Annotated in this window: 18 protein-coding genes; 10 read left to right on the top strand and 8 right to left on the bottom strand. The window is 43.5% G+C overall.

All coding sequences use genetic code 11. The features are described 5' to 3' along the window. Window positions 1–64: 64 nt before the first annotated feature. Window positions 65–625, bottom strand: coding sequence for a response regulator (locus tag AMBT_RS18910; RefSeq protein WP_013786258.1), 561 nt, complete (start codon window positions 623–625; stop codon window positions 65–67). Window positions 626–943: 318 nt separating this feature from the next. Between AMBT_RS18910 and prlC the strand changes: the two genes are divergently transcribed. The 7 genes from prlC to AMBT_RS18875 all read left to right on the top strand — a co-directional run bounded on the left by prlC (window position 944) and on the right by AMBT_RS18875 (window position 8222). Then, window positions 944–2980, top strand: coding sequence for an oligopeptidase A (prlC, locus tag AMBT_RS18905; RefSeq protein ID WP_013786257.1), 2037 nt, complete (start codon window positions 944–946; stop codon window positions 2978–2980). A gap of 21 nt (window positions 2981–3001) precedes the next feature. Further along, window positions 3002–3694: a DNA-3-methyladenine glycosylase I gene (locus AMBT_RS18900; RefSeq protein ID WP_013786256.1), complete on the top strand. Its 693-nt coding sequence runs from the start codon at window positions 3002–3004 to the stop codon at window positions 3692–3694. 74 nt (window positions 3695–3768) lie between these two features. Further along, entirely contained in the window at window positions 3769–4554 is a 786-nt protein-coding gene (gene ubiE, locus AMBT_RS18895) for a bifunctional demethylmenaquinone methyltransferase/2-methoxy-6-polyprenyl-1,4-benzoquinol methylase UbiE (protein WP_013786255.1), read from the top strand. Next, the gene (locus AMBT_RS18890) at window positions 4554–5189 is read left to right on the top strand and encodes a ubiquinone biosynthesis accessory factor UbiJ (RefSeq protein ID WP_013786254.1); all 636 of its coding nucleotides are present in this window, start codon (window positions 4554–4556) and stop codon (window positions 5187–5189) included. The genes ubiE and AMBT_RS18890 overlap by 1 nt, the downstream gene beginning before the upstream one ends. Before the next feature lie 9 nt (window positions 5190–5198). Then, the gene (gene ubiB / locus AMBT_RS18885) at window positions 5199–6827 is read left to right on the top strand and encodes a ubiquinone biosynthesis regulatory protein kinase UbiB (protein ID WP_013786253.1); all 1629 of its coding nucleotides are present in this window, start codon (window positions 5199–5201) and stop codon (window positions 6825–6827) included. A gap of 281 nt (window positions 6828–7108) precedes the next feature. After that, window positions 7109–7318, top strand: a complete 210-nt coding sequence (gene cspE, locus AMBT_RS18880) for a transcription antiterminator/RNA stability regulator CspE (protein WP_013786252.1) — start codon at window positions 7109–7111, stop codon at window positions 7316–7318. Window positions 7319–7454: 136 nt separating this feature from the next. Further along, window positions 7455–8222 carry a hypothetical protein gene (locus AMBT_RS18875; RefSeq protein ID WP_013786250.1) on the top strand — a complete coding sequence of 256 codons (768 nt, stop codon included), beginning with the start codon at window positions 7455–7457 and terminating at the stop codon, window positions 8220–8222. 92 nt (window positions 8223–8314) lie between these two features. Here the strand turns inward: AMBT_RS18875 and cysK are convergent, their stop codons facing one another. After that, complete coding sequence (gene cysK, locus AMBT_RS18870; protein ID WP_013786249.1) at window positions 8315–9271, bottom strand: cysteine synthase A; 957 nt, start codon at window positions 9269–9271, stop codon at window positions 8315–8317. 119 nt (window positions 9272–9390) lie between these two features. Here cysK and AMBT_RS18865 point away from each other — a divergent pair, with 119 nt between their 5' ends. Together AMBT_RS18865 and AMBT_RS18860 are read left to right on the top strand one after the other, a co-directional pair. Further along, window positions 9391–9864, top strand: coding sequence for an Lrp/AsnC family transcriptional regulator (locus tag AMBT_RS18865; protein ID WP_013786248.1), 474 nt, complete (start codon window positions 9391–9393; stop codon window positions 9862–9864). Between the two features lie 174 nt (window positions 9865–10038). Then, on the top strand, window positions 10039–11634 hold the full coding sequence (locus AMBT_RS18860; protein ID WP_013786247.1) for a methyl-accepting chemotaxis protein: 1596 nt from the start codon (window positions 10039–10041) through the stop codon (window positions 11632–11634). Window positions 11635–12093: 459 nt separating this feature from the next. On the opposite strand, the gene AMBT_RS18855 is transcribed toward AMBT_RS18860, so the two are convergent. The 3 genes from AMBT_RS18855 to AMBT_RS18845 are packed head-to-tail and all read right to left on the bottom strand — an operon-like array spanning window position 12094 to window position 15044. Further along, window positions 12094–13104, bottom strand: a complete 1011-nt coding sequence (locus AMBT_RS18855; RefSeq protein WP_013786246.1) for a cytochrome d ubiquinol oxidase subunit II — start codon at window positions 13102–13104, stop codon at window positions 12094–12096. Window positions 13105–13113: 9 nt separating this feature from the next. After that, window positions 13114–14475 (bottom strand): cytochrome ubiquinol oxidase subunit I, encoded by a 1362-nt coding sequence (locus AMBT_RS18850; protein WP_013786245.1) that lies wholly within the window; start codon window positions 14473–14475, stop codon window positions 13114–13116. A gap of 11 nt (window positions 14476–14486) precedes the next feature. Next, the gene (locus tag AMBT_RS18845) at window positions 14487–15044 is read right to left on the bottom strand and encodes a GbsR/MarR family transcriptional regulator (protein ID WP_013786244.1); all 558 of its coding nucleotides are present in this window, start codon (window positions 15042–15044) and stop codon (window positions 14487–14489) included. Between the two features lie 270 nt (window positions 15045–15314). Here AMBT_RS18845 and AMBT_RS18840 point away from each other — a divergent pair, with 270 nt between their 5' ends. Continuing rightward, window positions 15315–16349 carry an energy transducer TonB gene (locus tag AMBT_RS18840; protein ID WP_013786243.1) on the top strand — a complete coding sequence of 345 codons (1035 nt, stop codon included), beginning with the start codon at window positions 15315–15317 and terminating at the stop codon, window positions 16347–16349. Window positions 16350–16497: 148 nt separating this feature from the next. On the opposite strand, the gene AMBT_RS18835 is transcribed toward AMBT_RS18840, so the two are convergent. The 3 genes from AMBT_RS18835 to AMBT_RS18825 all read right to left on the bottom strand — a co-directional run bounded on the left by AMBT_RS18835 (window position 16498) and on the right by AMBT_RS18825 (window position 20427). Next, window positions 16498–17481, bottom strand: coding sequence for a substrate-binding periplasmic protein (locus AMBT_RS18835; RefSeq protein WP_126871751.1), 984 nt, complete (start codon window positions 17479–17481; stop codon window positions 16498–16500). 57 nt (window positions 17482–17538) lie between these two features. After that, on the bottom strand, window positions 17539–18921 hold the full coding sequence (locus tag AMBT_RS18830) for a M28 family metallopeptidase (protein ID WP_013786241.1): 1383 nt from the start codon (window positions 18919–18921) through the stop codon (window positions 17539–17541). A gap of 156 nt (window positions 18922–19077) precedes the next feature. Beyond that, window positions 19078–20427: a hypothetical protein gene (locus AMBT_RS18825; RefSeq protein WP_013786240.1), complete on the bottom strand. Its 1350-nt coding sequence runs from the start codon at window positions 20425–20427 to the stop codon at window positions 19078–19080. Window positions 20428–20556: the final 129 nt, after the last annotated feature.

The raw sequence follows: 20556 nt of genomic DNA, 5'->3' as shown, positions 1-20556 counted from the left end.
ACCCCAAACTCACTCATTTAAAAGGCCCTAGTAAAAAAACTGGCCAAGTACACTTATAATGAACTTACTCAATCATGAACTTTTCGATGGTTTCGATGAGCTCGCTATTAGTAAATGGTTTTGAAAGTACTGCATTTGCACCTAGTTCGATAGCTCGGTCTAGACTGATATCGTCAAGTGCAGAAATGACTAAAATTTTTAAATTTTTATACTTAGGCTGTTCTCGAACAAACTGGATAACGCTGTAACCATCCATGCCAGGCATACTTAAATCGAGGGTCATCAACTTAGAGTTATACTGGCTCAACATAATGCCAGCTTGAAACCCACCCGTAGCAATATAGCTTTCGAATCCCCCACGGCGTGCCACTCTTTGAATGGACTTTGCCACTGGCATTTCATCATCAACAATAAGAATTGAAGGTGATATCTCACTTTGGAGATCGTCTGGGATAGGAATGTTGTGGTGTTCAAGAAAGGAAACAAAGTCAGATACTAGCACGCGATTATTGCCACGACCGGGCAGCTTAAACCCTTTGAGTTTTCCGCTTTCTATCCACCGAATCACGGTGCGAAGGTTTACATCGCAGTAGGTTGCGATTTCACCTGATGTTAATGTCTTCATTGCTCAATTCCTAATGCCAACTTGTAACGTTATAGCACTGAATAGGGGTGTTCACAATTTAGACAAAAGTAGTGAATGTGACATTTGCGACACTCTATTAAAGCGTTTTTAGCTGCTGAATTAGTGAGTTACAAACTTTTCATGTAGCAAATAAAAAGAAAGAATTACTCAAAATTTGATCTGCACGCTTAGCATTTATAGTAATCCTAGTATAGAACGCAAAAATATCACTGTTATCTAGAGCAATTACAGCGCTTGTTTTTATTGCGAACAACCCCAACATAACTTGCTATACGAACTGAAAAGAGTAGACGGATTATGACGACCCCAGCAATTGAATTGGTAGATGGTTTGCCCTTATTTTCATCTATTGAGCCCGCGCAGATAAAGCCAGCCATCGAAAAAGCGATAGCAAAATGTAAGCTTGAAATTGATGAGGTGGTTGCATCTAAGGATTACTCTTATGCGAACTTAGTATTGCGCTTAGAAGAGGTAGACGACAATTTAAGTAAGATGTGGTCACCGGTTTCTCACATGAATTCAGTGGTGAGTAGCGACGAACTGCGAGAAGCTCATGATGCTTGCTTACCTTTGCTATCAGAATATGGTACTTGGGTAGGTCAGCACGAAGGCTTGTATAATGCATACGTGGCGATAAAAGACTCAAACGAATATGCTGAGCTAGATGAACAGCGTCAGAAAGTTATTGATAATGCTATTCGCGATTTCACCTTGAGTGGGGTGGCACTGCCAAGCGAGGAAAAGAAACGCTATGCAGATATTCAAGCGAAGTTAAGCGAACTGTCATCTACATTTTCAAATAATGTGATGGACGCCACCATGGGGTGGAGCAAGCATGTCACTGACGAAGCCATCCTTTCTGGTATGCCAGAATCAGCCCGCGATGCAGCAGCACAAGCGGCACATCAAAAAGACTTACAAGGCTGGCTATTCACATTAGATATTCCTTCTTACTTACCGGTTATGCTTTATGCTGACAATGCAGCGCTACGAGAAGAAATGTATCGCGCTTATGCGACGAAGGCGTCAGATCAAGGCCCCAACGCAGGTAAGTGGGACAACACCAACATTATTCAACAAACACTGGCCCTTCGCAGTGAAATTGCACAATTGCTCGGTTTTAGTAGTTATTCTGAACGTTCCCTTGCCACCAAAATGGCCGAATCGACTGATCAAGTTACCGGCTTTTTACGTGATTTGGCTGCTAAATCGAAGCCGCAGGCAGAAAAAGAGTTAGAAGAAGTACGAGCATACGCGAAAGATACCCACGGGGTAACAGAGCTTAACGCGTGGGACTTACCTTACTACAGTGAGAAGCTGAAACAGGAAAAGTACACCATTTCAGATGAAATGCTGCGTCCGTATTTTCCTGAAGACAGAGTTTTGTCGGGTTTGTTCGAAGTGGTGCATAGATTGTATGGCCTTAAAATCATTGAACAGCCAGGCATTGATACATGGCATAAAGATGTACGTTACTTCACTATTACCGATAGTGCAGATGCGCTGCGCGGTAGTTTTTACCTAGACTTATACGCTCGCGCTAAAAAGCGGGGTGGTGCGTGGATGGATGAGTGCCGTGTTCGCCGAGAAAAGTTAGACGGAGAATTACAGTTACCTGTGGCGTATCTCACTTGTAACTTTAATGCCCCAGTAGGGGATAAGCCTGCCTTATTCACGCACGATGAAGTGGTTACCCTTTTCCATGAATTCGGACACGGCATACACCACATGCTAACTAAAATGTCGGTGGCTGGTGTATCTGGTATTAATGGTGTGCCGTGGGATGCCGTAGAACTACCGAGTCAGTTTTTAGAAAACTGGTGCTGGGAAGAAGATGCACTTAACTTTATCTCGGGTCACTATGAGACGGGGGCACCCTTACCCGCTGATTTACTTGACAGAATGTTAGCTGCCAGAGATTACCAAGCCGCTATGCAAATGGTGCGTCAGCTGGAATTCAGTTTGTTTGATTTCTTATTGCATAGCGAGTCTGGCGACAATGTTGATGTACAAGCCATTCTTAACAGCGTGCGCGCTGAAGTCGCTGTTAATACACCTCCAGCATTTAACCGTTTTCAGCATAGCTTTGGGCATATTTTTGCTGGTGGTTATGCAGCAGGCTATTACAGCTATAAATGGGCAGAAGTGTTATCTGCCGACGCTTACAGTAAGTTTGAAGAAGACGGTATTTTTAACCAAGACACGGGTAAAGCATTTTTGGAAAATATACTTGAAATGGGTGGTAGCCGTGCGCCTATGGATTTATTCGTTGCCTTTAGAGGCAGGGAGCCAAACGTAGATGCCTTACTTCGCCATAGCGGCATTCGTGGCTAATTAGCATTAGGGTAGATAACCATGGGAATAGAATCTTTCTCCACCATTTACCAACGGGCATGTAAGCGAAAAGGTGGTGAAAAGGCGCTTGAAAGCATGCTTTCAGCGCCGCTTTCCTCTGAGCTCGTTGCCAAAATACCGGACGATCGGTTTTTAGCAGCCATGACGAAGCAAGTGTTTCAGTCAGGCTTTGTGTGGCGCGTTATCGAGAAAAAGTGGCCTGAGTTTGAAACCGTGTTCTTTGGTTTTGATATCGAAAAAGTGCTGCTGATGCCTGATGAGATGCTAGAACAAAAAGCGTCTGATAAACGTATAGTGCGTAATTACAAAAAAGTAATGACCGTTCGCGATAATGCCATGTTCATTAAAGACATTAGCCGTGAGCACGGCAGCTTCGGTCAGTTTGTGGCTAGGTTCGACGCCAGTAATATTACCGAATTGTGGACCACGTTAAAGAGACGTGGGTCGAGACTCGGCGGGAACACCGGCCCCTACATGCTGCGGGCGTTAGGCGTAGATACCTTCTTGTTTTCACGAGATGTTGAAGACTACTTAAGAAAGAACGATATTATCGATGGTGGCCTCACTAGCAAGAAAAGCTTAAGCGCTGCAAATGCGGCTTTTGCACAGTGGCATCAAGAAAGTGGCCGCACGTTACAAGAAATAAGCGTTATTATTGCGTTTAGTTGGGGCACAAACCAGTATTTAGCATAAGGTAAATACTGTTGCTAGGCGCTACAATCCGATACACTTCAGCCTTTACTATGAATCACTAATGCAGGAATGCCATGAGCGACAACCATAACAACACATCGCCCACTGAGGCATCGGATGCACCTACTACTCATTTCGGCTTTAAGCAGGTTGAGAAAAATCAAAAAGCGTCCTTAGTGGCCAATGTATTCGATTCTGTTGCCGCTAAATACGATGTCATGAACGATTTAATGTCGATGGGTGTGCACCGTTTATGGAAGCGCTTTGCCATTGATTGTTCAGGTGTGCGTGCAGGGCAAAAAGTGCTTGATATCGCTGGTGGTACTGGCGATTTAACCGCAAAATTCTCTCGTCTTGTTGGCCCTACGGGCAACGTAACCTTGGCCGACATTAACTTATCGATGCTGAAAGTTGGCCGCGATAAACTAAGAGATCGCGGACTAGTTAGCAATATCGATTACGTTCAAGCAGATGCAGAGGCGTTGCCTTTTCCTGATAACCATTTCGATGTAGTTACCATGGCTTTTGGTCTTCGAAACGTGACCGAGAAGCAAAATGCACTTAATTCAATTTACCGTGTGTTAAAGCCAGGCGGCCGACTGTTAGTGTTGGAGTTTTCAAAACCAACATCAGAGCAATTAAGTAAGCTTTACGACACGTATTCGTTCCATATATTGCCAAAAATGGGGCAGCTAGTGGCCAACGATGCCGAGAGTTATCAATACTTGGCAGAGAGTATTCGTATGCACCCTGATCAAGAGACCTTAAAAGGTATGTTCGAAACCGCGGGGTTTGACCAGTGTGACTACCAAAACTTAACCGGTGGAATTGTAGCACTGCACCGAGGCTATAAGTTTTAATGCCCACGTCAGCATTGGTAAGTGCCGTTATTGAAACGGCTGCGAATAAAATTTTAGCGTTAGATCCAGACAGCGTTGCCAGAATGGCTTCGCTGAAAGGCGCGCGGCTTATTGCTTATGTAGACCCCTTGCCATTTGCTGTAGTGCTTGTATTTTCTGAGCAGGTAGACGTGCTGACCCTACATGAGCCGTTCGAAGACACAATAGCTACGCTAAATCATAAAGACTGCTGTATTAAAACATCCTTAGATACCTTGCCTGAATTAAAGCACACCAATCAGCTAACCCGTCTTATTCAACAAAAAAAATTACAGGTTGAGGGCGAACTTGCTGTGGCTCAGCAGGTTAGCGGTTTGTTTCAGCAGCTAGATATAGATGTAGAAGAACTTCTGGCTGCCAAAACCAATGATGTGGTTGCCCATCAAACGATGAGCTGGTTTAGTGCTATTAAACGTAAAGCTACGGGTGCCCTGTCTGAGTTTAATAAAGTCGCTAGCAATGCCTTGATAGAAGAAAAGCAAATAGCAGCGCCCAAATTAGCGGTATTACATTTTAGTGATGAAGTGAACGCATTACGTGACGATGTAGCGCGATTAGATGCCCGCTTACTTCAGCTAGAACAAAAATCAATTTAAGAGACAAGCATGCGCATTGTTAGGTTGTATAAGATAAATAAGGTGTTGTTAGAGCATGGGTTAGACGACCTTATCCCTGCGAAATGGCTACCATGGTACGCACGCCTTATGCGTCACAGCATCTTTTGGATCCGTAATAAACACAAAGATAAGACTGCCGGTGAGCGCATTACGCTCGCACTGCAAAGCCTTGGCCCGGTTTTTATCAAGTTTGGCCAAATGCTATCGACCCGCAGAGACTTGCTCCATCCTGCTATTGCTAATGAACTTGCTCGGCTGCAAGACAAAGTGCCTCCGTTTTCGTCAGAAGCGGCACAACAGATTATTAAAACCTCCCTTGGTCTAACCCATCTATCTGAATTATTTAGTGAGTTTGATGAAGCGCCTCTGGCGTCAGCCTCTATTGCGCAAGTGCATGCTGCGAAATTAAAAGCGAATAATGAAGATGTGGTGGTTAAGGTTTTACGCCCCGATATTCGTGAAACAATTGTGGCCGACATGGAGCTGCTTTTTAGTTTAGCGTCAGTGCTGCAAAAATGGCTGCCAGATGGCAAACGCCTCCGCCCTGTTGAAGTGGTGGTGGAATATCGTAAAACCATAGTGGATGAACTGGACTTACTACGTGAATCGGCAAGTGGCATTCAATTAGGGCGGAATTTTGAAGGCTCAGATTCATTATACATACCTAAAATATACAGCGACTATTGTCACAGCAATGTAATGGTGATGGAGCGCATATACGGGCTACCTATTTCAAATATAGATGCCTTGCTAGCACAAAACACTAATATGAAAAAGCTGGCGGAGCGCGGCGTAGAGGTCTTCTTTACCCAAGTATTCCGCGACAGCTTCTTTCATGCTGATATGCACCCAGGTAATATTTTTGTTTCTACCGAGCATCCAGAAAACCCTAAATACATTGCTATCGACTTTGGCATTGTGGGCACGTTAAACCGGGAAGATAAGCGTTATTTAGCAGAAAATTTTATTGCGTTTTTTAACCGAGATTATCGCAAGGTAGCGCAACTTCACGCCGACTCTGGTTGGGTGCCGAACGACACCAATATTGATGAGTTTGAAATGGCGATTCGCACGGTCTGCGAGCCCATCTTTCAAAAGCCCCTTGCGGAAATATCGTTCGGTAATGTGTTACTGCAATTATTTAATACTGCCCGTCGATTTAATATGGTGGTGCAACCTCAGCTAGTTCTGCTTCAAAAAACGCTGCTTTATGTTGAAGGGTTGGGGCGTCAGCTTTATCCGCAATTAGATTTATGGAAAACCGCAAAGCCATTTTTAGAAAATTGGATGCGCGAGCAAATTGGTGTGAAAGCCATGCTGGGTAAGGTAAAAGCAAACCTGCCGTTTTGGTCTGAAAAGCTACCTGAAATGCCGGATTTACTTTACGACAGCCTACAGCAAGTTAAACGGCTTCCTTTGCAGCAACAACGCGCACAACTTGCTTTACTAGAACAGCAGAAAAAGAGCGCACAATCCATTCAGTGGGGCGTAACGGGTGCTACCTTTATTTTATTGTCTGCTATTTTACCACTGTACGATTTAAATTGGTGCTTTCCAGCGCTTTCTGCCAGTGTAGGATCCCTTTGTTGGGTATTGGCATGGCGTAAGAACCGGTAGCGACTGTTACGCTCGGGTGAAATTTTTATGAAATGCATTTTTTAGTGAATAAATTGTATATTAATCAGTTCGAAGAGTGTTATAGTTGCTTTGGCTTTAAGCCAAATGTCTTTGAATAGACGAGATATGAAATTATTTGCTATATGTAAAACCGCTCAAGTTACCTTGTGATTTGTAGTAAGTTGTTGCCCATTCGTAAGTAAGACCAACTCCGCCTATTAAAGACACTCGCTATACGCGCTTATTGCGCAATTTAATATGATATTTGAGGTCTATACGACATGTCTAAAGTTACAGGCACCGTTAAGTGGTTTAACGCTGATAAAGGTTATGGTTTTCTAACTCAAGATAACGGCGGTAAGGACGTATTCGTTCATTTCCGTGCTATCGTTTCTGACGGTTACAAAACTCTTCCAGAAGGTCAGCGCGTGGAATTTGAAGTAGAAGAAGGTCAAAAAGGTCTTCAAGCTGCTAACGTGCACGCCATCTAAGAAATTCAAAAACGGCGGTCTGAAAAGACCGCCGTTTTTCTTTCTTTTATAAACACTACATTCGTTAATATAGTTGGTTTTCCCGCTATTAAGTGCTTTACTGTTTCAGTAATAAACTTAATGAAAGGATTAGCTAATGTTAAGGATGAATAGTGTTTTTTTCGCTTTTGTTCTATCTACCACGTTTATATCTTCTTCGCCATTCGCGCAATCATCCAGTAATATACAAAATACTTCCCAAGGCACCCAAAATGCCAGCAGCGCCACTAGTAACCAAACCAGTAGTAACCAAGCTAATGCTATTGCCATGCTGTTTGGTGAACCGATTACCTTAGCTGACATTACTCCCGACCAAGACACTATTTCAAAAACTCGAAAGCAAGCGCCAGACAACGTTACGCAGCTTGTTACTCAGATGAGAGCTATTAACCTAGCGAACCAAATTATAGAAGCCGTGCTCAGCGACTATGCTAGCAAAAACAATATCAAGGTGGACGAGTCCTTGGTTGAAGCTTTTAAGCAAAAGTTTGGGTCAGAATATGAAAAAAACAATAAGAAAATAGCTGCTAAGAAAGATGCTCAGCAAGAAGATAGTGATTTGAAGGAAAGTACTAGCGCTGAAGATACTGCCAGTATTGATGAGATTGCATCAACCCAAGTAGAGCGCTGGCAAATAGAAAAACACCTATATAATACCTATGGAGGGGTAGTGATATTCGAGCAATCTAATCCTTCCATGCCAGTGGAAGCATACTTAACGCTAATGAAAGAATACGCGAGCGCAGGTAAGTTCAACGTGGTCGATGCAGCCTTGGCTGAACGCTTTTGGGCAGCCTTCGAACCGCCATACGAATTTGTAATAGCACCTGAAGATGTCGACTTTAATCAACCTTGGTGGCGTTAATGCATAAATGGCAGCCTTTGTAGGTTGCCGATAATCACGCCGTTACTCGCCGTTACTCGCCGTTACTCGCCGCTACTCGCCGCTACTCGCAGTTAGTCGGCGAATAACGGGGTAGAAAAGTAACGCTCAGCGCCGTCGGCAAGAATGACAACGATGTTTTTTCCCTTATTGCTAGGCTGTTGAGCTAATTGAGCGGCAGCAAACAGAGCGGCTCCGGAAGATATCCCTACCGCTAAGCCTTCTACTCTAGCAATCTGCTGAGCGTAGGCTATGGCTTCATCGTCTTCTACCGTAATTATCTGATTTATCTGGCTTACATCAAGCACGTCAGGCACATGGCCTGAACTTAATCCCTGAATATTGTGCACGCCACCGTGTCCTTTGCTTAACACCGGACAACTTGCTGGTTCTACAGCCACTACTTCCAAATGAGGAATATGAGCTCGCATGCTTGTGGCTAAGCCAGTGAGCGTACCGCCAGTACCCACGCCCGCAACCACAATATCAATATGCCCATTAGTATCGCGCAGCAGTTCTTGAGCGGTAGATTGGGCATGAGCGTTAGGGTTAGCGTAGTTTGAAAATTGGGACAGACCCACTGCGTTTGGGTTTTGCTCGATAAGTGCAGCAGCTCGTTCTATAGCTCCTTTCGTTCCAAGGTCTTTCGGTGTAGTCACTACCTGTGCGCCATAGTGGCGTATTAGCTTTTGGCGCTCGATTGACATATGTTCTGGAATACATACTGTCAGCTTAATGCCGTAAATCGCGCAAAGCCAAGCACAGGCCACACCGTTGTTTCCTGATGATGCTTCAATTATTTCGGTTTTCTCATTAAAGGCAGCGCTTTCCATTAGGGCAGTAAGCATGGCCATTGCCGGTCTGTCTTTTATCGACCCTGCAGGATTGAAAAATTCCACCTTGGCTAAAAGCGTTGCATCTACGTTATGACGTGCAGCAAATTTACTCAAGCGTATTAATGGTGTGTTTCCTATGGTGTGGGTTATATCGTCAACCACACCAGGCATGGCATTTATCGCGTAATCAAGCATTTCAAAAAACCTATAAGTCAGTCTTACTCAATAATGACAGCTAGAAAAAGAGAAATTTACTCATTACTCCCCATTTGATAGGCTGGATTTGGTAAATAATTCTAATTTAGAGAAAGGTAATGAAAAATATTGCTCTTGATGGGGTGGATAAGGCTATATTGTTGCTGTTGCAGCAAAATGCCGACGTGCCGGTTGCAGATATTGCGGAGAAAGTGGGCTTAACGGCAACGCCTTGCTGGCGACGTATACAGCGGCTAGAAGCCCAAGGCGTTATCTCCCGTCGCGTAGCATTATTACAGGCGCACAAATTAGGCTTGGCAATGACGGTATTTGTGCAAATTAAAGCCGCACGTCACGACGGGAAGTGGTTAACAGATTTCGCCAAGCATGCTTCATCGTTTGAAGAAGTGGTAGAATTTTATCGCATGTCTGGAGAGTACGACTATTTGCTTAAAGTGGTGGTAACCGATATGGCTGCGTTCGATCATTTTTATAAAAGACTCGTTAATGGGATTGATCTTAACGATGTCACTTCTAGTTTTGCCATGGAGCAGCTTAAATATACCACTGCACTTCCGCTTACTCACCTTTAATAATTACCTAATAATGCTTACGTTTTTTGTGATTTACGAAAGTAAAAAGGCAGAGCTCGGGTCTAGGTTACTTATGGGTTGCTAAAGACACTATTATAAGTTTTTTATTGGTTTATGCTTCAAAGTGTCTACAGTAATACTTTACGTTAATTTTTTCCCCGAAGGCAGTATGCAATGTTAAACACTATAAAAGTAAGAATTTTAACGGGTTATGCAGGAATATTACTCGCAACCTTAATTGCTGCCGTGGTGTTAACATTGAACAACAAGCAGGTCACGCACCAAGTCGATACTTTTGTGAGTGAAACCTTACCCGCGTTAAGTACATTGGATAATGTGCAAAGTAACAGTAAGCAACTTGTATTAATTGGCTTCTCACTTTATGGCACAACGTTATCGGGCAATGCCTTTGATGAACAAAAACAAGAATTAGAGCAAAACGTTGATGCTGGATTCAAAGCATTAGGCTATATGGCCGGTGATACCCTTAAATCTCAGTTTAATTCGCTAGTTTCAAGTATGGATTCACTTCAAGCAACTATGTCTGCCTCGCGGGTTGATTGGGATCGTGCCCGTGACGATTTACAGTTAGTTAATGAATTAGCCTCTGTTTTTGACAACGCATTAATTGAAGTAAGAAATCAGGTGGCAAGCAAAGCAGGTGAGCGTTCTCAGGCGATAGGAAGTCAGTTACAAACCAGTCAATTCACTATTTACTTTCTCGTACTTATTCTAGCTGCTGTTGCCATGGCTGGTTACCATAGTGCTAAAAAACAAATTGCGCAGCCGATAGAAGGCATGGCTGAGAAGCTCGATAGTTTAGCGAAAAGTAGGAACTTAGTAGCGCGCCTTCCAGAACAAAGCACCCATGAACTTTGTAGAATGACCAACAGTATTCATGGTTTGGTATCTGTGTTTCAGGCGGGTATGAAAGAAGTGAAAGGCGCCGTTTCTGGCATAGAGGGCGCGGTGAATTCTCTCTCTACAACTACAGAACAGTCAAGTTCGTCGGTGGATAGTTTACTCACCGATATTACCGGCCTTGTAAACATTATGGACTCGTTAGAGTCAGACATGGTGGAAAGCCTTCAGCGTTCACAAACTGCAGCAAGTGCAGCCCAAGACAGCGCAAAACAGGTGGATGCAGGTCGTGTACAAGTAAAAGAGACCGCCGACGCTATTTCTGACTTGGCCAATGATATTGAGCAAACGGCGAGTATGCTAGAAACCCTTCAAGTTGAAGGGAACAATGTTTCAAGTGTAGTGAAGACCATTGCAGAAATTGCCGATCAGACAAACCTACTGGCATTAAATGCTGCTATTGAAGCGGCAAGGGCAGGGGATTCTGGCAGAGGTTTCGCGGTAGTCGCTGATGAAGTGAGAACACTAGCAGTAAGAACCCACCAGTCCACGGTTGAAATTAATACCATGCTTGAGAAAATTGTGGTTTCAATTACCTCTGCAGTATCTACTATGAGCTCAAATCAAAACAAGGCACATGACTCAGTGGGGTTAGCTAATGATTTGGTCTCAACCCTTGAAGCAGGAACGCAAAGCATTTTGGCGTTAGTGAGTGTTAGTGAAGAAGCGGCCGTATTGGCGAAACATTCACAGTTGCAGGCCAATGAAGCGAAAAATGGTGTTAATCAATTTAAGAATTTGGGAGATAGACTGTCTCAGAACAACAGTCAGGTAAACGATGCGGCTGAAGATTTGTCTGCACTTGCAAATGGATTAAGCGCTAATGTGAACCAATTTAAAATAGGCTAATGCAAGAAGGGCCCTGTTAGGGGCCCTTCGTTACTAATGCTGTTGTTCTTCAGTTTGCTTGCTAGCAAAAATCTTGGATTTCTTTTGGATCTTACATCCTAAAATATTTTGAGCATTTTTCCGACCTATATAGTAAGCCACTGTATAGGGGTGAGCACGCCTGAAGAACCTTGAAAATGATTTAACTACATTGTTCATAATGGTCTACTTTTAATTCTGCCCAAAATAAGCATACGTATATTTAATTATTATGTCAACACTGTCACAAAAGAAATATATAAGAATTTTGTTTGATTTTTGGTGTAATCATTTGTTTACAAGTGTGTGAGGTCTAAATTAGAAAAAAAGTGATCTAGTGAAGTTGCAAGGAGCTGAATATGTTTCGGGTGAAAAAAAGGCTCCGAAACCAGGTGGTTAGGAGCCTTTTATTGTTTTCAAGGTTTAACTGGTAGGAAGGCGCTAATAATAGCTAAGCTTTTCCGATTTACCTGAAAATATTTTGTATACCATCGCGGTGTAGGCAAGAATGCAAGGTACTACAATAACGACACCCACTAATAAGAAGCGAAGTGAGTTGGCGTCGCTAAGTGCATCTTGTACCGTAAGGTGTCCTGGTATGACAAACGGGTAGTAACTTACTCCAAAAGCGGTGAAGCAAAGCACAAACACCGTTAGTGCTATAGCAAAAGGCATCCATTCACCTTTCCCGCCTGCATCAGGTAGCTTTTTCAATAGCACGCCACATAAGCTAAGTAATAAAAAGCAGGCAACAGGAATAGCCATCAATACATAGCCAACAGTGGATGATAACCACAAGTCACGCACATCATCATGCAAGGTTAAGTTTGCTAGACTAACCGCTACTATTCCTATAGAAAGCGCAAACAATCCTCTGCGCGCCCAATAATAGGCTTTGGCTTGTAAGTTGTTCTCTGCTTTTAATATTAACCAGCAAGAGCCAATAAACGCATACGCAGCCGTTACACCAATAGCAGACAGTAAGGCAAAGCCTTGTGCCCATAAGTCGGTACGCAAGCCGGTTACATAAATGCCTAGCATATAACCTTGCGCCAGCGTGGTAAGTAATGAACCGTACTTAAAGGTGAGATCCCACTTACGCTTATGCACTTGAACGACCTTCGCCCTAAAATCAAAAGAGACGCCACGTAAAATGAGCCCTAATAGCATTATAGTTGCGGGAATATAAAGGCTTTGAAGCACCTCACTGTGTGCTTCGGGAAAAGCAATCAGCAGAAGCCCAACGGCCAATACCAACCACGTTTCATTGGCGTCCCAATAGGGCCCAATAGACGCAATCATATCGTCACGAAACTTTTCTTCTCGGGGCGGTATTAAAACACCTACCCCTAAATCGTAACCATCTAAAATAGCGTACAGCAATACTGCCAGCCCAAGCAGGCCAACGTAAATATTCCCTAATGTTTCTGCTGATACATTTTCGAATAACATAGCTGCTCCTTAAGTGTTAGCCGGCGACATTTTGCTAGCTTTTGCCATTTCACGCTCTTCCGTAGAAATCTCTTCAATTTCAACGGCGCGGCGACACATCAACATGAGCGTTCCCATATAAGCGAACAGCAAAATTGTATAAATTGTGGCGTACATGGTGAACGAGAAAGCGATATTCGCAGGAGGAAGTGTTGTTACCGCTTCTTGAGTACGTAAAACACCACTGACGAGATAAGGCTGCCTCCCAATTTCAGTCACATACCAACCGGCTAAGGTTGCAATCCAGCCGCTGAATGCCATGCCAGCGAATACTCGCTTGAGCCAAAGTGGGAAAGATTTCCCTCTAAGTAAATAACTACTGCCAAGCCACGAAACCGCCAACATTAAAAAGCCCATGCCTACCATCACCCGAAACCCGAAGAATACAGGTGCTACTGGCGGATGCTCGCCTTCAAAGTCGTTTAGGCCTTGAATTTTGCCATCCATTTTATGGGTTAAAATTAGGCTCGCGCCGTTGGGTACCGGTATTTCGAAGTGATTTTCTCTGCTTTCTTCGTCGGGAATAGCAAACAACAGTAAGGGCGCACCCTCTGTGGTATCCCACAAGCCTTCCATTGCGGCAACTTTTTGTGGTTGATGCTCAAGGGTATTTAATCCATGCATATCGCCTGCAAAAGTCTGCAAAGGAATAAGCACTGCCGCGGTATAGGTTGCGGTTTTAAGAGCAAGCTTTGGCGCTAGCTTGTCATCACCTTTCAACATACGGTAGGCCGACAAACCGGCAATTAAGAAACTGGCCGTCAAACCCGAAGCTAGCATCATGTGTACAAAGCGATACGGGAACGAAGGATTAAAAATAATTTCGCTCCAATTTACCGCATACACAACGCCATCTATAACTTCATGCCCCTGAGGCGTTTGCATCCAGCTGTTAAGCGCCAAAATCCAAAAGGCTGACATGGTAGTGCCCACTGCCACAATCAATGTTGAAAGGGTGTGTAACCAATTAGGGACTCGGCGAATACCAAACAGCATAATACCAAGGAAGGTGGCTTCTAAGAAAAACGCAGTAAGGACTTCGTAGCCCAATAGGGGGCCTGCCACATTACCCACCCGCTCCATGAAGCCGGGCCAGTTGGTACCAAATTGGAAAGACATGGTCACGCCACTTACTACACCAAGTGCAAAGCTTAGTGCGAATACGCGCACCCAGAAGCGGTACATACGCATCCAAACAGGGTGGCCGGTTACATTTGAGCGAAATTTGAAGTAGAAAAGGAACCATCCCATTGCCATGGTGATAGTAGGAAACAGAATATGAAAACTAATATTTAATGCAAATTGTAAACGAGACAGCAAAAACGCATCCACAGATAGTCTCCTTAATTAACGGAATTTTTTCCCGGAAGAATTTTGTCTTTCAGTTCTAACATACGGCCAACACCCGAGCCGAGTTTCATCAAGGTGTTAAGTTTATCTGGGCCTAGGTTTTGAAGCTCTTGTGACCATGCGGTTACCGACTCTAATAAGTCATGAATTTCATTCAGCTTATCTTGTGCGTTGGCTTCAGTTTTGTTGGCGGGCGTATCGAGTAATAAATCTCGCAATAAACTCATGGTAGGGTCTATTTCGCGTTTGCGGCGCTCTTCGAATACGCGGTTTGCTAGGGTCCAAATGTCACCGCCTGCAATAAAGAACTCTTTTCGTTCGCCAGGGACAAGGTGCTGTTTTACCAAGCGCCACGACTGAAGCTCCTTTAATCCCATGCTGGTGTTGCCGCGAGATATATTTAGCGCGTCGGCGATTTCTTGCGCTGAGATGGGTTCATCAGCAAGTACAATCAGCGCCAAAATTTGGCCCACAGTACGGTTAAAGCCCCAACGACTGCCCATTTCGCCGAAATGCATAACCGCGGAAGTAATAAGTGGTGTCATTTTCATGTCTATACCTGCTGAACTTTCAGAAATTACTGAAAGTTTATGCCGAAGTTTGATTGAGATCAACAAGTATCAGATGAAAATTATGTTAGGAGGAACTCGAAAACGACATAAATGGGCATGGTGAATCTTATGTTCGTTGATAAGTTGTCTCGTGACGTTTCGATTTATTGTTAAGTTTAAAAGATAGGTGCTATAAACAATATAGAATTAAACAGGAAACGCGATGTTGAGGTTTATTACTTTTAACACGCTAAAAATTAGGGATAAATTGTGAAAATATTTTCTGCGCTATTATGCGTGTTATTGATCGTGTCCAGCAGCTTCTCTTTTGCCAATGGTAACAGCAAAGAAGTTAAAGCCGCCAAAATAATAAAAAATGCTAATAAAGTGGAAGAGACCTTTACCTCGCGCGGAGGCATGGAAGGTTGGACAAGAGTTTCATTTATAATAGACAAAGACGGCACAACGAAAGATATCGTTGTTTTTGATTATTCAGGCAAAGACAGATATGTCAAAAAAGTCACTAAATACATAAGAAACCTTCAATATTCTCCTGCGCTCGTTAACAATAAGCCAGTAGCAAGTGCTCAAACTCTGTTTGTTAAACACACATACTCAGAGGCTGGCCATAGCGAAGGTAGCGTGACGCCTGCCTTTGCAAAAGAATACCAAGCTACCATAGATGCGCTTTCTAGCCCTACCGCAGATATGCTTAACATAAAAAAATCCATAGACAATTTGGTAGAAGACCATACTAAAAATTTAAACGAACATGCTTTGGCTGCGTGGTTAAAGTCTATCTATTATTATAAAAATGAAAATTTTTTAGAATATATGCGCCAATCCCAAATTACAGTAGATTTATACGAACACTTGCCTATAGCAATATTGGCTAAGTCGACGGTGAATCTTTTTCAGTCACAGCTTTATTTCGGCAATTTTAATGGTGCCGCCGAAACCCTTTCGCGAATGGGAAGTGTTAATGGCCTTAATTTATCTGAAGAAACCTATCAACAATTTGCAGATGCACTGAAGGCTGCTAAAGCGACTGGGTCAGCAAACGTCACTAAAGGTCAGCTGAGTCATTTAGGCGCGTGGTCTCAAACGTATGATCCCTCAACATTTAAAGTTGAAGTTTCTCAAGGGAATGTTGATTCAGTGGAGCTTAGATGCAACGATTATCAACAAAAATATATAGAAGGTTGGGAGAACAAAATAGAGTTTCCGGCGCAAACTTCCGATTGTATTTTGTTAATCAGAGGGGATGCTGGCTCAACATTTGATATTCTTGAAATCACTAGTTGAAAATTAAGAAAGCGAGAGCGGTTTCGCAAAATGATTGACTATAAGGGCGCTCTTCTACAGTGCTAGCAAAAGGCACTGCTAAAATCTGCTCCTAAAAAGCGCAATAAAAAGCGCAATAAAAAGCGCAATAAAAAGCGCAGTTAAATAACTACCAGCGTCTAATCATGGTTTTATAAACATCAGGGTCGAGCAAACTTTCTCGCTCGGCCTTAACGCCATCAAGCATAGCCATCGCTTCAGCTTTCGTTTCAACGATAACACCATCAATAACGTAAATACTGCTATCACCAGGTAACGATTTATCGAGTGGGTAGGCGGTAAGTGTATCTGTGGGTACAAGGCTCACACTAGTTTCACCAATATAGTCGGCGATACCGTCGTTGTTAATGTCTTTGGATAGCCAAGGTAGCCCCAGAATTTTATTGTAACTGCCATCTTGTTGCATGACCTGAATGGTTTGTTCAAACGCTTCAATAGTGGCCTTAGCGTTAGGCGTACTTGTGCCAAGTGCCAAGGAAAAACCAGCGTTCATCAACGATGCTGAAGATACGTGTAAAAGCTCTTCACCGTCTTTATCAAGAAGTAAATTAAACTCTTCAATCAACAAGTGGGTAGTAATTAAATACGGCGCTCTGTCATCGGCTAGCTGCTTAAAAGCGTCGTACGTGCTGGGATTACGTGACCACTTGATTTCTTTTAGCATGCGGAACTTTGGCGTATTAGCAAAGCGGTTTTCTATCGCTACGCGGCTGTCTTTTAAATGCGGTATCAGCTTAATCTCTTCAACATCGTATTTTTTACCCGTGGCATATAAATAGATGGGAAGGTAGGGGGCTGAAAGGGTAACCGTGTCTTTTCTTTCACCTAAATCTATATAGGCGAACTCGCCATCCACCTTACCAGAACGTACTGCGCTACCTAAGAAAGCATCGCGCATAACCTGAAGCTCCAGGTCGGTTTGCATTCGCGAGAACGCCGCTTCAACGATAGACGTGAGTCTTGAAGGTTCGCCCTCATCGCTTACGTAAGTTTCAAATGGCGCTGCGGCAAGTGTGACACTGTTTGCCTTTAACGGCGCCACCACGGTGATAAAACTTAATAAAGCGATGACTCTCACCAACACGGGCGACATCTCCAAAACAACATTATTATTATCTATAGGCGCTATTACCTATCAACAGTATAACCGTTACTGGCCAAAACTGCCTGCAGCGCCTGGGAATACAACTGGGCTTTCAATGCCATCGTTGTTCACACTGGCAACCCCGAAAAAGTAGTTGTCAATTACTACGTTTTCTAACGTGGCTTCGTTCACCTTACCAACAAACTTACTAAATTCCCATTGCGGTGCATCGGTATGACGCCAGTAAACTTTATAGCCCGACAGTTGAGGGTTTTGCGCTGTATCTGCTATATCCCACATTAATGTGGTAGAAGGCTGAACGGCGCCTTTAATTTTTACGTTAGCTGGCGGGTTGGGCGCCCAAGCCATAGCCGCTAGCGATACTGCGTTTAAACCAGTTAGCTTGGCTGCGTAATCAAAATTCACACCGTCTAAGGTATCGCCATACTTGATACCATCTTCTTCTCGAAGATCCTGATGCTGGCGAGTGTAGTTTTCATTGGTTTCCATAATACGAATACCGGGGAAACCTAAATCGTTGAAGGGGCGATGGTGCCCGCCACGACCAAAGCGATCTAATCGATAAATGACCATGGTATCTAGATTCTCAATGTATTGGTCGGCAATGTTATCAATGTATCTTGCTAAGTTTCTGCTTGGTGAATCGACTTCTCCACCTGTGAAGCGGCGGGTGCGAGCTTCATCTGTGGTTTCGGTTACGCGAGTGCCTTCAGCAAATATGCGCGCCGTGGTGTTGTTGATAACCCCATTAACGCCCTCTATATTGCCAATCATGTCGTTGTTCAATACTGCTTTTAACCGCCAGCCATCTTTTTGAACTTGGTTTGCCATAATACGCCCACCAAACAGGCCTTGTTCTTCCCCTGCTAGTGCGGCGTACACAATGCTACCGTTAAACTTATATTTCGATAGTATGCGTGCGGCTTCCAGTGTTCCAGCTACGCCCGATGCATTATCGTTTGCGCCAGGTGAGTCTGATGTGAAATCCATCACATCAGATACGCGAGAATCTATATCACCAGACATCATCACGTAACGTTCTGGATCGGTACTGCCGCGTTGAATAGCAATAACGCTTACTACCTCGACAGGGTCGGGTATACGTTTTTCACCGCTAATGGTTTCAGACTGAAAATACACGTCTAAGCAACCACCACATTCGGCTGATATCTTTTCAAACTCAGACTTAATCCAGCGCCTTGCGGCCCCTATGCCTCGGGTATCTGATTCGGTTTCCGATAAGGTATGTCGGGTTCCAAAATTCACAAGGGTGGTGATATCGCTTTCAATGCGCTTGGGGGAAATGTCTTCGGCTATTTTGTACAAGGCTTGTTGTTGTTCATTTTGCGCTTGCGCTGTAAAGGTCAAGGAAAGTGGTAATACTGCTAACGCTGAAATTTTTACGAATGTAGGAATGCTTTTTATCATTGTTTTCTCCATCTCTTTTTTTATAACCATACTGGATACGAAAGAAAGCAACAAATGGGGTTAACGTGTGGAGAAGTTAATGGTCGAATTAAAAGGTGTATTAAGAATAGCCTCTTCAAAAAGAGGCTATTGACAAAGGTGAAAGCAAGTTGCTAACTATCTTGCTATATAAAGGGCACCAAATGAAGAATTACTCCAATCAGATAAAGATTCAAGATAATCAGTTGTATTTAGTACGTCTTCCGCTCGCAGATACAAGAACCCTGACTCTATTTCCTGTGTTATGTCTAAATCTAGTTCGAAAGGTAAAACAACATCATCAAAATTCAGCGTATCAAGAATGCTCATTGAACCTTGAGCGGGAGTGGTCAAGCTGAAAGAAAATTCACCATCTGAACTGAAATACAGGTAAACATTGTCGGCACCGGTATTGGAGAAATCATAATCGTCGCCTGAAAGCATATCTTGAGCGGCTTCAAGGAATGGGGTTGGTTCCATCACGGTAAAATCGACGACGCCTGCATAATCTGAATCGACCGAAACACCAGACACCATGTCCATCCAAACGAAACCTTCTATGTCATCAAAAAGTATCTCATCATAGGTTGTTTCTTGAAATGTAAGATAGGTTTCCAAGTTTTCGCTTTCGCTGTAAATAGGTAAACTTTGCGGTAAAAAGGCGAGTGAGTCAGCGCCTGTGTAAAAACCAAAAGAGTGTAAATCTTCAATCTGGCTAGAACTTGATACGCGGTAATTGCTTTCAGTAAATACAGGGGTATTGGTGACTAAATAAGGAACGTTCGTATTAAGGTGTGCATCTGATAGTGAAATATTATTCGTGCTATCAACGTCATAATCAGATATCTCGGTGCTGTACACCTCTATTTCTTGGTACGGCTGGCCGTTAATGGGAGTTGAAATAACGACTGCTAAACTAGGCCATTCGCCATCAACCGCTCTACACACTTCCGCTTCAGCCACGTCGTCAATGCTAGATAAATACGTTTGCTCATTAGTATTGGCCGCAGATGCACGCACGGTAACACCGCCTGATGAAGTAAATTCACTGATATCAAAAGTGACACTCTCGCATTCACATTGAGTCACATTATCATCGGCACCGGGAAAGGAAGTCATATCAAAAATTTTATCGGCGGTAACCGACACGTAGGTTTTTACTTCAGGAAAGCGGCCACTGTCGCCGATTGAGAAAGTAATTGAGCTGAAAGTGGCTACATCACCATAGTCTATCGTAATATCGCCATTTTCATCGGCTTCATAGACTTCTACAGCGTCGCCTGATGCATCATGCCGTACGATAACCGCTTCAGGTTGGGGAGTAATAGTGCCGCACTTCGATGTGTAAGAGGCGTTAACAATATATTCAAATGAAGAGTTTCCGCCACCAGATGGAGGCGTTTGTGTATCTGGGGTACCATCGCTACCACCGCAGCCAATCAAGCCCATGGCGACTGAAGCAACAAGAAGATTTTTGGTGTTATACATGATTTACTCCTACATACGTCAAGAAAAGGCGCAAGCAAAAGCAAAAACAAACAATTAAGGTGGCAATGCTTCTTGCTAGGCCAAAAAGGGCTATCCCGCCCTTTGGATACCGATTATAACAAAGCAACT

This window comes from Alteromonas naphthalenivorans (assembly GCF_000213655.1).
GTDB classification, from domain to species: domain Bacteria; phylum Pseudomonadota; class Gammaproteobacteria; order Enterobacterales; family Alteromonadaceae; genus Alteromonas; species Alteromonas naphthalenivorans.
This window is presented reverse-complemented; position numbering and strand designations above follow the sequence as displayed.